Raw genomic sequence first — 13,360 nt, forward strand, 5'->3', positions numbered from 1 at the left:
AAAAGCTCTCAAACGCGATAGCCCTTCCGCAAGCGGGGGAGGTATCCCCTCGGCTCGCATCGACTCAGTCGCAGCTTGAGCCCCTAATCGCCCCACTGGGCGAAGGCGTCGTTGAAGGCGCGCTCACCGGGGGCGCCCTTCTCGATGGCGATGATTGCGCGGCGCTGGTTGGCATAGACCAGCGGCACGTCGAACCACGAGCGCTCCTTCAGGAGCTGGACGTTGCGGGACCGGTCGGCGTCGACATTGGACAGGCCGACCAGGAAGAAGCCGTCGGTGACCTTGACCGCGAGGCCGGCGAGCGGCGTGCCGCGCGCCTGCTCGTTCGACTTCATCAGGATGCCCGGCACGTTGGAGACGCTGCCGCCCGGAAAATCCGGCGGCAGGATGAAGGTCAGCTCCGCCGTGTGGCTCGCCGGCAGCGAGGAATCGGTGTTGCGGCGGAACGACATCGTCATCTTGAACTTGCGGTCGGGGATCTCGATGTCGGCGCGCACGGCGACGTCGGCCTTCTGGTTGCCGGACGCCTTGATCGGCTCGAGCCGCCACACCACCGAGCCGACATATTGCTTGCCCTTCGGATCGGACGGATCCTCGTCATAGAGCACGACCTTCTGCGCCACCGGCGCGACCGGCTGGTCGCTGGCCGAGGGCTGGCCGACGCGATCGGGAATCTTCGGCTTGCTCTGCGGCTGGGACGGATCCTTCGGCGCCTCCACCACCTGGGTCGGCGAGGACTTCAGCAAATTGGTCGCGATCTGGACCAGCTGCTTGCCCCAGAGGATGCCGGCGCCGACCAGGATCAGCACGATGCCGACGGCGATCGCACTCTTGAACGGGAAGGTGGAGCGCGTGCGGGCGCGTTTCTTGGCGTCGCGCTCGGGCGCGATGCGCGGACGCGGCGACGGCGGCTGCGGCGCGTAGCGCTCGGCCTCCTCGACCGACTCGTCGTAGGAATAAGGCGCGTCCTGCTCGCCGGCGCGGTTTTCCAGGCTCGGCTCGAGCCGGTCGAATTCCGGCGAGGGCGAGGGCACGTTGGCATAGGTGCGGCGCGCGGCGCGGCTGGCCTGCGCGGCAGCGCCGCCGAGATCGTTGGCGTCGGCGGTGATGTCGCGGAAGCCGCGCACGCCCGGTGCCGGCGGCAGCGGCGGCGGAGGTCCGACATCGGGAGGACGACGCGCACCGGCGCGATCGCGTCCGGCCGCCGGCTCCGGCATCGGTGGCGGGGCGGACGGTCCCGGTTGGCGCGGGGCGTCGAAACGGGGCGCGCGCGGCGGACGCGGGGCCTCGCCTTGGTCATCGACATTGATGGATGGACGGTCGGCGCGCGGCGGCGGCGGGGCCGGACGCGTCCGCGGCGGGGCCGGCGCAGCCGGGCTGCCTTCGGCGGCTCGGGTGCTGGCGCGGCGAAAGGCGTCGCCGCTGCTGCCACCGCGGGCGCCGCCACCGGGGCGCGAGGCCTCGCGGGCGCGCTGGGCAGCCTCCGATTCGACCTTGCGGACCGCCTCCTCCAGCGACAACCTTTCGCGGGTGATCTCGGATTCGGAGAGCGGCGGCTGCACGCTGCGTAGCTGTGCGATCAACGCCGTGCGCGCCCGCTCATAGAGCGCGCGACGGCTTTCGCCGGGAGCGTTCGGGTCCAGGGCGGCAATAGCGCGGGCGATCAGCGGATAGTAATCAGCCATTTCAACTCAACTATACGCGCGTCCCGGTAAGATATCGTTAAGCCTCAAACGGATTTTGCACCAGGATAGTATCTTCGCGTTCGGGGCTGGTGGAAAGCAGCGCAACCGGGCACCCCACCAATTCCTCGATCCGCCGGACATATTTGATGGCCTGGGCCGGCAGGTCGGCCCAGGACCGCGCATTGGCGGTCGGCTCCTTCCAGCCCTCGATGGTCTCGTAGATCGGCTCGACCCGGGCCTGGGCACCCTCGCCGGCCGGGAAGTGGTCGATCTCCTTGCCGTCGAGCTTGTAGCCGGTGCAGACCTCGATCGTGTCGAAGCCGTCGAGGATGTCGAGCTTGGTCAGCGCCAGGCCGTTGATGCCGCAGGTCCGGACCGCCTGGCGGACCAGCACGGCGTCGAACCAGCCGCAGCGGCGCGGACGGCCGGTGTTGGTGCCGAACTCGCGGCCGCGCTCGCCGATCCGGCGGCCGGTCTCGTTGTCCTGCTCGGTCGGGAACGGGCCCTGGCCGACGCGGGTGGTGTAGGCCTTGCACAGGCCGAGCACATAGCCGACCGCGCCCGGTCCGAGGCCGGCGCCGGTCGCGGCCTGCGCCGCCACCGTGTTGGACGAGGTGACGTAGGGATAGGTGCCATGGTCGACGTCGAGCAGCGCGCCCTGCGCGCCTTCGAACAGCATGCGCTTGCCTTCGCGCCGCTTGATGTCGAGCAGCCGCCACACCGTCTCGGCGTAGGGCAGCAGCTCCGGCGCCAGCGCGCTCAACTCCTTCAAGATCACCTTGCCGTCGAATTCGGGCAGGCCGAGGCCGCGGCGCAGCGCGTTGTGGTGGGCAAGCAGCCGGTCGATCTTGTGCGGGAGCGTGTCGAGGTCGGCGAGGTCCATCAGGCGGATGGCGCGGCGGCCGACCTTGTCCTCATAGGCCGGGCCGATGCCGCGGCGGGTGGTGCCGATCGCGGTCGCGGCGCTGGCCGATTCGCGGTGCGCATCGAGCTCGCGGTGCAGCGGCAGGATCAGCGTGACGTTCTCGGCGATACGCAGGTTCTCCGGCGAGACCGCAACGCCCTGCGCCCGCAGCTTGGAGACCTCGTCGAGGAAGGCGGCGGGATCGAACACCACGCCGTTGCCGATCACCGACAGCTTCTGCTCGCGCAGCACGCCCGAGGGCAGCAGCGCGAGCTTGTAGGTCTTGCCGTTGATCACCAGCGTGTGGCCGGCGTTATGACCGCCCTGGAAGCGGACGACGATGTCCGCCTGCTCCGACAACCAGTCGACGATCTTGCCCTTTCCTTCGTCGCCCCACTGGGCGCCGACGACGACAACATTGGCCATTCGCGGGTAATCCTTCGAAGATTTCTCTGTAGGTGGCATGATCCGAACGGAAAATTGGTACCCACTTTTCCGGAATCACGCCTGCGCCCAGCCCAATTCCCGGCCAGAGGCCGTTCGCACCGAGGCAGCCCAACCGGATAAAGGAAGCAGCCTCTCTAGGCAAGCAAGAACGGGGCATTTTCAGGGCTTCGAGGCTACTCCAAGCCTTTGATATCCCCGGAAAATCCAGAAACCTTCGCGGCGGCGCGCGGGGCTTCGACCAAAGCGTGAGAGGCGCAATCCGCCGCTGCATGGTCGCGATGCGTCCGCCCCCCGTTGATGCAGCCCCGATTTCCGTGTCTTTGGACAGCGCCGGGCGATCAGCCGGCCCGGATCCCGCCGGGCTGGAAGCCTCGGCGCATGCGGGGCACGCCAATCCCAATGTCCGCCACCGGCCAGACCACCAGCGCGGAGACATCCGGCCACAGCTGGATCGCCAACCAGCCCTACCTGCTGCTCAGCATCACCGCGCTGTGCTGGGCCGGCAACGCCATCGTCGGGCGGCTCGCCGCCGGCCACATCCCGCCGGTCACGCTATCGTTCCTGCGCTGGTTCTTCGCCTTCCTGCTGGTGCTGCCGTTCGCCTGGAAACATCTTGCCCTGGACTGGCCCGCGATCCGCGGCAGACTTGGCCTGATGATCACGCTCTCGGTCACCGGCATCGGCGCCTTCAACACGCTGCAATACTGGGCGCTGGAGCATACCCAGGCACTCAATACGCTGCTGCTGCAGTCGGCCGCGCCGCTGATCGTGGCGCTGTGGTCGCTGGCCATCCTCGGCATCCGCCTCACCGCCGCGCAGGCGTTCGGCGTGCTGCTGTCGATGTGCGGCGTGCTGACCATTCTGCTGCACGGCGATTTCACCACGCTGTCGAACATCGAGTTCAACAAGGGCGACCTCATCTTCATCGTCGCGCTCGTCATCTTCGCGCTGTATTCGGTGCTGACCTTGAAACGGCCGCCGATGCACGGCCTGTCGTTCCTCGCCTTCACCTTCGGGGCCGGCGCAGCCTGTCTCATTCCGTTGGAGATCTGGGAATTGTCCGCGCGGCCCGTGATGAAGCTCGACGGGCCGAACCTCTTGACGCTGTTCTACGTCGCGGTGTTTCCCTCGACGCTGGCCTATCTCTGCTTCAATCGGGGCGTCCGCCTGATCGGCGCCAACCGTGCCGCGCCGTTCTTCCACGTCGTGCCGGTGTTCGGTTCGATCATGGCGATGGCGTTCCTGGACGAACACCCGCAGGCATTCCACTTCATCGGCTTCGCGCTGGTGCTGTCGGGCGTGTTCGTGGCGTCGCGGAAGCAGGCGACGTAATTTCTTCCTTCTCCCCTTGCGGGAGAAGGTGGCGCGAAGCGCCGGATGAGGGGTTGCATCCGCGCACTCAAATGAGAATTGGACTCGCGGAAAGAGACCCCTCACCCGTCTCGCCGCTTCGCGGCGAGCCACCCTCTCCCACAGGGGGAGAGGGGGAGACGCGCGCCAGCGATGTTCAACATATTAACCGCCAAAGGCGCTCCTCAGGGTTTGCCTGCATTGTAGCATTGCGGCCGCGTGGCTTGTGCGGCGACGGCAATCCGGCGCAAGCTTTCGTCCAACGCCAATGACGATTGCTCCGCCCGCGCCAAAGACCGCCAATCCGGCCAGTTGGCTCAACAACCAGCCTTATCTGTTGCTCAGCCTGAGCTCGCTGTTCTGGGCCGGCAACATCGTGCTGGCGCGTCATGTCGGCGCGCATGTGCCGCCGCTGACGGTGACCACGATCCGCTGGTTCGGCGTTTTCCTGATCCTGTTGCCGTTCGCCTGGCCGCATCTGAAGCGCGACTGGCCCGACTTGCGCAACAGCCTGCCGCTGATGCTGTTCCTGTCGCTGGTGGGCTTCGCCTTCAACAACGCGATCTCGTACTGGGCGATGCAATACACGGAGGCGCTGAACGCGCTGCTGATCCAGTCGGCAGGTCCCCTGTTCGTGGCGCTGTGGTCGCTGGTGCTGTTCGGCGTGCGGCTGACGGGTGGGCAATTCGCCGGCATCGCGATCTCGCTTCTCGGCGTGCTGATCATCATTCTGCGCGGCGATCTCGCCGCGCTCGCGAGCATCAGCTTCAACAGGGGCGACATCATGTTCGCCTCCTCGCTGGTGGCGTTCGGGATCTACTCGGCCTTCATCCCGCGCCGGCCCAAGATCCACCAGCTGTCCTTCCTGTCCTTCACCACCTGCTGCGGCGCGACGATGCTGCTGCCGACCGCGATCTGGGAGGCGGCAAGCGGCCGCGTGCTGCAACTCGACGGAACGACGCTGGCGACGCTGGGCTACATCCTGATCTTTCCCTCGACGCTGGCCTATCTCTTCTTCAACCGCGGCGTCGCGCTGATCGGCCCGAATCGGGCCGCGCCGTTCTTCCATCTGGTGCCGGTGTTCGGCTCGGCGATGGCGATCCTGCTGCTCGGCGAAAAGCTGCAGCCGTTCCACCTGATCGGCTACGCGCTGGTGCTCGCCGGCGTCGTGATCGCCTCACGCCAGGGCTCCGCGGTGAAGTAATTCCGCGACGCGGACGATACGCTCTCGTGTCCCGGACGCGCTGCGGCACGCAGTGACGCTGCGCAGCGCCGGGATCCAGATTGCCGCGAGTATGGGCCCCGGTTCAGCAGCGCATCACGCCGCAAGGGGCGGCGCGCTGCACTGCGCCCGGGGCAAGCAACTCCCGCCTTCCGATTTCGACGAGGAGGCGCTAGGTTCCCCGCCAACCAAAAAGAGGGAACGTTCAAACATGCTTTCAGGGCTGATTCGAAACCTGCGTGCCGCCGGAGCGGCCGCATTGTGCCTCGCCGCCGCATCCACGGCCCAGGCCGACAATTATCCGAGCCGCAACATCACGCTGGTTTTGCCGTTCGCGGCCGGCAGCGGCACTGACACGACGACACGGCTGATCTCGCAGCATCTGTCGCAGGCGCTCGGCGTCGGCATCGTGATCGAGAACAAGGCGGGCGCCAACGGCATGCTCGCCGCAAGCTATGTCGCGAAGGCGGCCCCCGACGGCTACACGCTGCTGGTGACGACCAACACCACGCATTCCGCCAATCCCTATCTGCTCAAGAACCTCACTTACGATCCGGTCAAGGACTTCACGCCGATCGCGCGCACCGGCGACCTGCCCTTCATGCTGGTCGTCAATCCGGAAGTGCCGGCCAAGACCGTCGGCGAGCTGGTCGCCTACGGCAAGGCCAATCCGGGCAAGCTGAGCTACGCCTCGGGATCGTCCTCCGCGATCGTCTCGGGTGCGACCTTTGCGCACAATGCCGGGCTCGACCTGCTGCACGTGCCCTACAAGAGCTCGCCGCCGGCGCTCAACGACGTCATGGGCGGCCGCGTCTCGATGATGTTCGTCGACATCCTGACGGGCCTGCCCCACGTCAACGGCAACGCGCTGCGCGCGCTCGCCGTCACCACCAAGGACCGCTCGCCGCTGGTGCCGAACCTGCCCTCGATGCAGGAGGCCGGCGTGCCGGACTTCGACATCTCGTCCTGGCAGGGCTATTTCGGCCCCGCCGGCATGCCGAAGGAGATCGTGACCCGGCTCAACGCCGAGATCCGGAAGATCGTCGAGAAGCCGGAGATCAAGGCCCAGCTCGCCACGCTCGGCATGGACGCGTTCTCGGGCACGCCGGAGCAGCTCGGCACGTTCGTGAACGAACAACTCGTGCTGTGGGAGAAGCTGATCACGAACGCGAAGATCGAGAAGCAGTAGGACGGTCTCGTGTCCCGGACGCGGCGCTGAGCCGGGCACGGCTCTCGTAGGGTGGGCAAAGCGAAGCGTGCCCACGAGTGTCAGCGAACTAAAAAGAAAGGTGGGCACGGCGCTTGCGCGCCTTTGCCCACCCTACGAATTCAGCGCAAGAATCTACGCCGCGCGCACCTTGGCGAGGAAGCCGTCGACGGCGCTGCGCAGCGCGCCGGACTGGTTGTCCAGCTCGCGGGCGTTGGAGAGCACGTCGGTGGCCGCGGTGCCGGTCGCTTCCGCAGCGGAGGTGACGCTGCCGATATGGGCGTTGATCTCGCTGGAGCCGGCCGCGACCGACTGGATGTTGCGGGCGATCTCGCGGGTCGCCTCGCCCTGCTGCTCGATCGAGGCGGAAATGCCGGCGGTGATCTCGCTCATCTCGGCGATGGTCTGGGTGATGCCGGAGATGGCCGTGACCGCGTCGCTGGTCGAGGTCTGCATCGCCGCGACCTGCGCGGAGATCTCCTCGGTCGCCTTGGCGGTCTGGTTGGCGAGCGCCTTGACCTCGGAGGCGACGACCGCGAATCCGCGGCCGGATTCACCGGCGCGTGCCGCCTCGATGGTGGCGTTGAGCGCGAGCAGATTGGTCTGCGCGGCGATCGAATGGATCAGCTTGACGACTTCGCCGATCTTCTCGGCGCCGGTCGAAAGCACCTGCACGGTGGCGTTGGTACGCTCGGCGTCGCTGACGGCGCGGCTGGCGACTTCGGTCGAGCGGGTCACCTGGCGGGAGATTTCCGCAACCGAGCTCGACAGCTCTTCGGCGGCCGCCGCGACGGTGCCGACATTGCCGGAGGCCTTTTGCGAGGCCGCGCCGACCGTCGCCGCGCGCGAGGAGGCGTCGCTGGCGGTCGCGGTCATCGACTGCGCCGTCGTCTGCATGCCGGCCGCGGCCGAGGAGACCGAGCGGACGATGCCGTTGACGCTGCGTTCGAAGTCGCTGGCGATGCCCTCCATCGCGCTGCGACGTTCGGCCGCGACGCGCTCCTTGGCATCGGCTTCGGTCCTTTCGAGGTCGCGGATGCGGACCGCGTTGTCCTTGAAGATCTGGACGGTGGAGGCCATCGCGCCGACCTCGTCGCCGCGGCCAACGCCGGGAATGTCGCCCTCGAGCTTGCCGTCGGCGAGATCCTTCATGCGGGCGCCGAGCAGCGCCAGCGGGCGGCTGATGCCGCGGCCGATCAGCCAGGCGACGCTGCCGGCGACAACGAAAATGCCGAGCATGGCAAAGCCGAGCAGCCAATAGACCGGGCCCATCTTGGCGTCGATGTCGTCGAGATAAGCGCCGGTGCCGAGATACATGTCGAAGCCGGGCACCGCCACCGCGTAGCCGATCTTGCGGATCGGCGTCGGCTGACCGGGCTTCATATACTCATAATGCAGCAGGATCGAACCGTTGGCCTTGACGCCGTCCATCAGCTCGACGGACAGCTTGCGGCCGTTGGTCACGACATCCATGCGATTGGTGCCGATCTGCTTGGGATCCGGCGCGAGCTGCGTGATGCCTTCGTACGATGTACCGAACAGATAGCCCGCGCCGTTGTCGTAGGTCATCGAATTGCCGTAGCGGCGAAGCTCGGCCATGGCCGCGTCCTTCGTCAGCTCGCCGGCGTCGACGCGCTTCTTCAGAGCGCCCGCATAGTTGCGTGCCAGCTCGACGATCGCCTTGGCCTGATCGATGCGCGCATTCACCATCTCGCGCTTCATCAGATAGCCGGCGAGGACGCCGGAGATGCACAGGCCGAACAAGGTGACGCCGACAAGGATGCCGAGCTTCGGGGCGATCTTCAGATTGCTCAACTTCACGATTAGCTCCGGCAATAATGGGATATGGGCGCGCGACAGATCGATCGAAATCGAAACAACTTTTAGGGAGAGAGCCTTAGCAAGTTACTTACATGCCTCCGTAGAAGCCCGGACGCAGCCGCAAAAAGCGGCAATTTATCCCCGCACCGGCAACCGACGATTGTACGCGGCCGCTCCGATTTCGCGTAAAAGACGCAAAGGCCCGCCCGCTAAGGCGGGTCACAACAAGAACCGACAAACCAAATCGGGAGCGAGAAAATGCCGAAATACAGGGTGGTGACGCCGAAGGGCGCGAGCTTCACGGTCGCGGGCAGCGACTATTCCTTTGAGCGCGAGGCGCTCGATCCGATCGACGCCGAGATCATCGAGGCCCCCGCCGACGAGGCCGGGTTCATCGCCGCAGCAAAGACCGCGGACGCCATCTATGCCAAGGGCATCCCGATCACCAAGACCATCATCGACAGCTTGCAGACCTGCAAGGTCATCACGCTCGGCTCGGTCGGCGTCGACAGCGTCGACGTCAAGGCGGCCACCGCGCGCGGCATTCCCGTCACCAACATTCCGGACACCTTCATCGAAGAGGTCGCCGATCACGCCATGATGCTGCTGCTCGCCGGCTTCCGCCGCCTGGTCGAGCAGGACCGCATGGTGCGTGACGGCCGCTGGGCGGAGGGCCGGCCAGCGCTGCTCAAGGTCCCGAGGCTGATGGGCCAGACGCTCGGCTTCGTCTCGTTCGGCCGCGTCGCGCGTGCAGTTGCGAAACGCGCGGCGCCGTTCGGCCTGCGCATGATGGCCTACGATCCCTTCATCCAGGAAACGCTGATGTACGACCACGGCGTGATCCCCGCGACGCTGAACGAGGTGCTGTCGCAATCCGACTTCGTCTCGATGCATGCCCCGGCAAGGCCCGAGGTGCATCACATGCTGACCGAGAAGCACTTTCGGCAGATGAAGAAGGGTTCGATCTTCATCAATACCGGGCGCGGCGCCACCGTGGACGAGGAGAGCCTGATCAAGGCGCTGCAGGAGGGCTGGATCGCGCACGCCGCGCTCGACGTGCTGGAGAAGGAACCGCCCTCGCACAACAATCCCCTGCTCGGCATGGAGAACGTGACGCTGACCGCCCACGTGGCGTCGGCCTCGGCACGGTTTGACGAGGCACGCAAGCGCCGCGTGGGCTACGAATTGTCACTGGTGCTTCAGGGCATGTGGCCGGTAAGCTGCGTCAATCCGTCGGTGCTGCAAGACACCACGCTCCGCCGCTGGCAACCCGTCAGCATGGATCGCGGGCCGAACAGCTAGGCGGCCGGCGCCCGAGGCGCCAACGACCGAACGGCCCTTCACCGGCGATCAACGCCGGGAAGGGAACATCACAGGGAGGTACTGATGAGGAACGACATCACACGTCGTGATGCCTTGGCGCTGGGCCTATCCGCTGCAACGCTCGCGGCCACCGGTGCTGCAGCGCAAACAACATCGTCGACAATCAAGGCCGCCGACGTGGCGGCACCCAAGCTCGACATCGAGAAGGGCGCATCGCTGCGCATGCTGCGCCCGGTGCGCTTCGTCCAGGCCGACGAGGACGTGTTCCGTGCCAATGCAGCAAAGTTCACCAAGGAGACCGGCGTCGAGGTCAAGGTCGATTTCGTCGGCTGGGAGGACATCAACCAGCAGACCGCGGTGACCTCGAACTCCGGCGCCGGCCCCGACATTATCATGGGCTTCTCCGATGCACCGCACATCTACATCGACAAGCTGATCGAACTGACCGACGTCGCCGACTATGTCGGCAAGCGCTATGGCGGCTGGTTGCCGCTGGCGCAGCGTTACGGCAAGAAGAACAAGAGCAACGACTGGATCGGGCTGCCGTTCGGCGCCACCGCAGGGCCGCTGATCTACCGCAAGTCAATCCTGCAATCGGTCGGCTTCGACAAGGTGCCGGAAGACCATGCCGGCGTCCTCGACCTCTGCCAGAAGCTGCACAAGGCCGGCAAGCCGGCCGGCTTCGCACTCGGCAATGCTAGGGGTGACGGCACCGGCTTCGCGAATTGGGCGCTGTGGTCGCACAACGCCTCGCTGCTCGACGAGGACGGCAACGTCACCATCAACAGCAAGGAAACAATTGCTGCGCTGAACTGGGTCAAGCAGCTCTATCCGACCTTCATCGCCGGCACGACGTCGTGGAATGATGTGTCGAACAATCGCGCTTATTCCGCGCAGGAGATCTCGCTGACCGCCAACGGCGTCTCGTTGTACTTCTCACTGAAGAACGATCCAGCAACCAAGGCGATCGCAGACGATTGCGAGCATCAGCTCCTGCCCAAGGGCCTGGCCAAGGTCTCACCGATGGATGGGCTCACACTCAACGCCATGGTGTTCAAACACAGTCAATATCCCAACGCCGCAAAGGCCTTCCTGCAATACATGCTGGAAAAAGACCAATACGAGCCGTGGCTCAACGCTAATTCCGGCTACTGGTCGCAACCGCTCGCGGCTTATGCCGATGCCGCGGTATGGTCGCAGGACCCCAAGGTGTCGATCTTCAAGAACACCATGAACAGCACTTACTACAGCGGTTACAAGGGACCGATCTCCACCGCGAGCGGAGCGGTCACCGCCGACTACGTGCTGATTCAGATGCTCTCTGCAGTTGCGACCGGTGCGGCCACGCCGGAGGCCGCCGCCGCGGAAGCCGAGCAGCGCTGCAAGCGGTACTTCCGGCGGCAGCGGTAACGCGCGACGATAGAGCCGCCGTCATTGCGAGGAGCACTTGCGACGAAGCAATCCAGACTGCAGCCGCGGCGACAGACTGGATTGCTTCGCTTCGCTCGCAATGACGGTGTGGTGACGTTCAGCGATAGGACAACACATTAATGTCCGTGACGACACTCTCCTCTCCCGTACTTGCCCAGCGGCAACCGAACTGGCTGGTGCGGCTGTTCGACTACAAGCCGTTCCTGATCGCGATGTGCCTCGCGCCCGCGATCGGGCTGCTCTCGGTGTTCCTCACTTATCCGCTCGGCCTCGGCATCTGGCTCGCTTTCACCGACACCACGATCGGCCGTCGCGGCGTCTTCGTGGGCCTGGAGAATTTCCAGTATCTGCTCACCGATCCCCTGTGGTGGAACGCAGTGTTCTACAGCGTGGTCTATACGGGCATCGCCACCTTCGGGAAGTTCGCGCTCGGCTTCTGGCTCGCGCTGCTGCTCAACAACCATTTTCCGTTCAAGAGCATCCTGCGTGCGATCATCCTCTTGCCCTGGATCGTCCCGACCGTGCTCTCGGCGCTGGCGTTCTGGTGGATCTACGATCCGCAATTCTCGATCATCTCCTATTTGCTGGTCGACGTGCTGCACTGGCGGTCGGGCAATGTCGACTTCCTCGGCTCGCCCTGGCCGGCGCGCTTCTCGCTGATCGCCGCCAACATCTGGCGCGGCATTCCCTTCGTCGCGATCTCGCTGCTGGCGGGTCTGCAGACCATCTCACCCTCGCTCTATGAGGCCGCGATGCTCGACGGCGCCAGCGCCTGGCAGCGTTTCCGCTACATCACCTTCCCGATGATGATGCCGATCCTCGCCATCGTCATGACGTTCTCGATCATCTTCACCTTCACCGACTTCCAGCTGGTCTACGCCATCACCCGCGGCGGGCCCGGCAACTCGACCCATCTGCTGGCCACGCTGGCGTTCCAGCGGGGCATCGCCGGCGGTGAACTCGGTGAAGGCGCGGCAATCGCGGTATCGATGATCCCGTTCCTGGTGTTCGCGACGCTGTTTTCCTATTTCGGCCTGGCGCGCCGCAAATGGCAGCAGGGAGAGGCCAATGACTGATACCGCCGCGCAATCAGCTGTCGCCGACGCCAAGGCGGCGCCCGACACCATGGCCTGGGATTCCGGGCTGCGGCGGCTGATGATGATCTATCTGCCGCTCAGCTGCTTCGTGCTGATCCTGCTGTTTCCGTTCTACTGGATGGCGATCACCTCGTTCAAGCCGAACGCGGAACTGATGAACTACAAGGAGCACAATCCGTTCTGGATCTCCTCGCCGACGCTGGCTCACATCAAGCATCTCTTGTTCAACACCGCCTATCCGCGCTGGCTGTGGACGACGATGACGGTCGCGATCGGCTCGACCACGCTATCCCTGATCGCCTCGACGCTCGCCGCCTACGCGATCGAACGGCTGCGCTTCCGCGGCAGCCCTTATGTGGGCCTCGGCATCTATCTCGCCTATCTGGTGCCGCCGTCGATCCTGTTCATTCCGCTCGCCACCGTCGTGGTGCAATTCGGCCTGTTCGACTCGCCGCTCGCCCTGATCCTGGTCTATCCGACCTTCCTGGTGCCGTTCTGCACCTGGCTCCTGATCGGCTATTTCAAGTCGATTCCCTATGAGCTCGAGGAATGCGCGCTGGTGGACGGCGCAACACGCCTCCAGATTCTGCGGCGGATCACGCTGCCGCTGGCGGTGCCCGGGCTGATCTCGGCCGGCATCTTCTCCTTCACGCTGTCCTGGAACGAGTTCATCTACGCGCTCGCCTTCATCCAGAGCGGCGCCAACAAGACCGTGCCGGTTGCGATCCTGACCGAGCTCGTCACCGGCGACGTCTATCAGTGGGGTGCGCTGATGGCTGGCTCGCTGCTGGGATCGCTGCCGGTCGCGATCTTCTACTCGCTGTTCGTGGACTACTACGTGTCCTCGCTGACCGGCGCGGTAAAGGAGTAGAC

Annotated in this window: 10 protein-coding genes; 7 read left to right on the plus strand and 3 right to left on the minus strand. The window is 65.4% G+C overall.

All coding sequences use genetic code 11. From position 1 onward, the window contains the following. Positions 1 to 83: 83 nt before the first annotated feature. Both GGD66_RS13030 and GGD66_RS13035 read right to left on the minus strand, forming a co-directional pair. The gene (locus GGD66_RS13030) at positions 84 to 1,685 is read right to left on the minus strand and encodes a hypothetical protein (RefSeq protein WP_018318370.1); all 1,602 of its coding nucleotides are present in this window, start codon (positions 1,683 to 1,685) and stop codon (positions 84 to 86) included. 37 nt (positions 1,686 to 1,722) lie between these two features. Then, positions 1,723 to 3,015: an adenylosuccinate synthase gene (locus GGD66_RS13035; protein ID WP_018318369.1), complete on the minus strand. Its 1,293-nt coding sequence runs from the start codon at positions 3,013 to 3,015 to the stop codon at positions 1,723 to 1,725. A gap of 420 nt (positions 3,016 to 3,435) precedes the next feature. On the opposite strand from GGD66_RS13035, the gene GGD66_RS13040 reads away from it, so the two are divergent. The 3 genes from GGD66_RS13040 (at position 3,436) to GGD66_RS13050 (ending at position 6,797) form a co-directional block, all read left to right on the plus strand. Continuing rightward, positions 3,436 to 4,368: a DMT family transporter gene (locus GGD66_RS13040; RefSeq protein WP_183257982.1), complete on the plus strand. Its 933-nt coding sequence runs from the start codon at positions 3,436 to 3,438 to the stop codon at positions 4,366 to 4,368. Between the two features lie 286 nt (positions 4,369 to 4,654). Continuing rightward, positions 4,655 to 5,590, plus strand: a complete 936-nt coding sequence (locus GGD66_RS13045) for a DMT family transporter (protein WP_183257983.1) — start codon at positions 4,655 to 4,657, stop codon at positions 5,588 to 5,590. A gap of 229 nt (positions 5,591 to 5,819) precedes the next feature. Further along, on the plus strand, positions 5,820 to 6,797 hold the full coding sequence (locus GGD66_RS13050) for a tripartite tricarboxylate transporter substrate binding protein (protein ID WP_092254855.1): 978 nt from the start codon (positions 5,820 to 5,822) through the stop codon (positions 6,795 to 6,797). Between the two features lie 153 nt (positions 6,798 to 6,950). Here the strand turns inward: GGD66_RS13050 and GGD66_RS13055 are convergent, their stop codons facing one another. Next, complete coding sequence (locus GGD66_RS13055; RefSeq protein ID WP_026201919.1) at positions 6,951 to 8,636, minus strand: methyl-accepting chemotaxis protein; 1,686 nt, start codon at positions 8,634 to 8,636, stop codon at positions 6,951 to 6,953. Between the two features lie 258 nt (positions 8,637 to 8,894). Between GGD66_RS13055 and GGD66_RS13060 the strand changes: the two genes are divergently transcribed. The 4 genes from GGD66_RS13060 to GGD66_RS13075 all read left to right on the plus strand — a co-directional run bounded on the left by GGD66_RS13060 (position 8,895) and on the right by GGD66_RS13075 (position 13,358). Then, positions 8,895 to 9,938 carry a C-terminal binding protein gene (locus tag GGD66_RS13060; protein WP_018317859.1) on the plus strand — a complete coding sequence of 348 codons (1,044 nt, stop codon included), beginning with the start codon at positions 8,895 to 8,897 and terminating at the stop codon, positions 9,936 to 9,938. An 84-nt stretch (positions 9,939 to 10,022) separates the two neighbouring features. Then, a complete protein-coding gene (locus tag GGD66_RS13065) occupies positions 10,023 to 11,369 on the plus strand; it encodes an ABC transporter substrate-binding protein (RefSeq protein ID WP_183257984.1) in 1,347 nt (448 codons plus the stop codon). A gap of 140 nt (positions 11,370 to 11,509) precedes the next feature. Next, entirely contained in the window at positions 11,510 to 12,466 is a 957-nt protein-coding gene (locus tag GGD66_RS13070; protein ID WP_183257985.1) for a carbohydrate ABC transporter permease, read from the plus strand. Beyond that, on the plus strand, positions 12,459 to 13,358 hold the full coding sequence (locus tag GGD66_RS13075) for a carbohydrate ABC transporter permease (RefSeq protein WP_183257986.1): 900 nt from the start codon (positions 12,459 to 12,461) through the stop codon (positions 13,356 to 13,358). The genes GGD66_RS13070 and GGD66_RS13075 overlap by 8 nt, the downstream gene beginning before the upstream one ends. The last annotated feature ends 2 nt before the right edge of the window (positions 13,359 to 13,360 follow it).

This window comes from Bradyrhizobium sp. CIR48, from assembly GCF_014198315.1.
Lineage (GTDB): Bacteria > Pseudomonadota > Alphaproteobacteria > Rhizobiales > Xanthobacteraceae > Bradyrhizobium.

Bases quoted from the DNA above. Each gene is read 5' to 3' on its own strand.
- GGD66_RS13040 (WP_183257982.1), top strand. From the start codon at position 3,436: ATGTCCGCCACCGGCCAGACCACCAGCGCGGAGACATCCGGCCACAGC.
- GGD66_RS13050 (WP_092254855.1), top strand. From the start codon at position 5,820: ATGCTTTCAGGGCTGATTCGAAACCTGCGTGCCGCCGGAGCGGCCGCA.
- GGD66_RS13030 (WP_018318370.1), bottom strand. From the start codon at position 1,685: ATGGCTGATTACTATCCGCTGATCGCCCGCGCTATTGCCGCCCTGGAC.
- GGD66_RS13075 (WP_183257986.1), top strand. From the start codon at position 12,459: ATGACTGATACCGCCGCGCAATCAGCTGTCGCCGACGCCAAGGCGGCG.
- GGD66_RS13065 (WP_183257984.1), top strand. From the start codon at position 10,023: ATGAGGAACGACATCACACGTCGTGATGCCTTGGCGCTGGGCCTATCC.
- GGD66_RS13070 (WP_183257985.1), top strand. From the start codon at position 11,510: ATGTCCGTGACGACACTCTCCTCTCCCGTACTTGCCCAGCGGCAACCG.
- GGD66_RS13035 (WP_018318369.1), bottom strand. From the start codon at position 3,015: ATGGCCAATGTTGTCGTCGTCGGCGCCCAGTGGGGCGACGAAGGAAAG.
- GGD66_RS13045 (WP_183257983.1), top strand. From the start codon at position 4,655: ATGACGATTGCTCCGCCCGCGCCAAAGACCGCCAATCCGGCCAGTTGG.
- GGD66_RS13060 (WP_018317859.1), top strand. From the start codon at position 8,895: ATGCCGAAATACAGGGTGGTGACGCCGAAGGGCGCGAGCTTCACGGTC.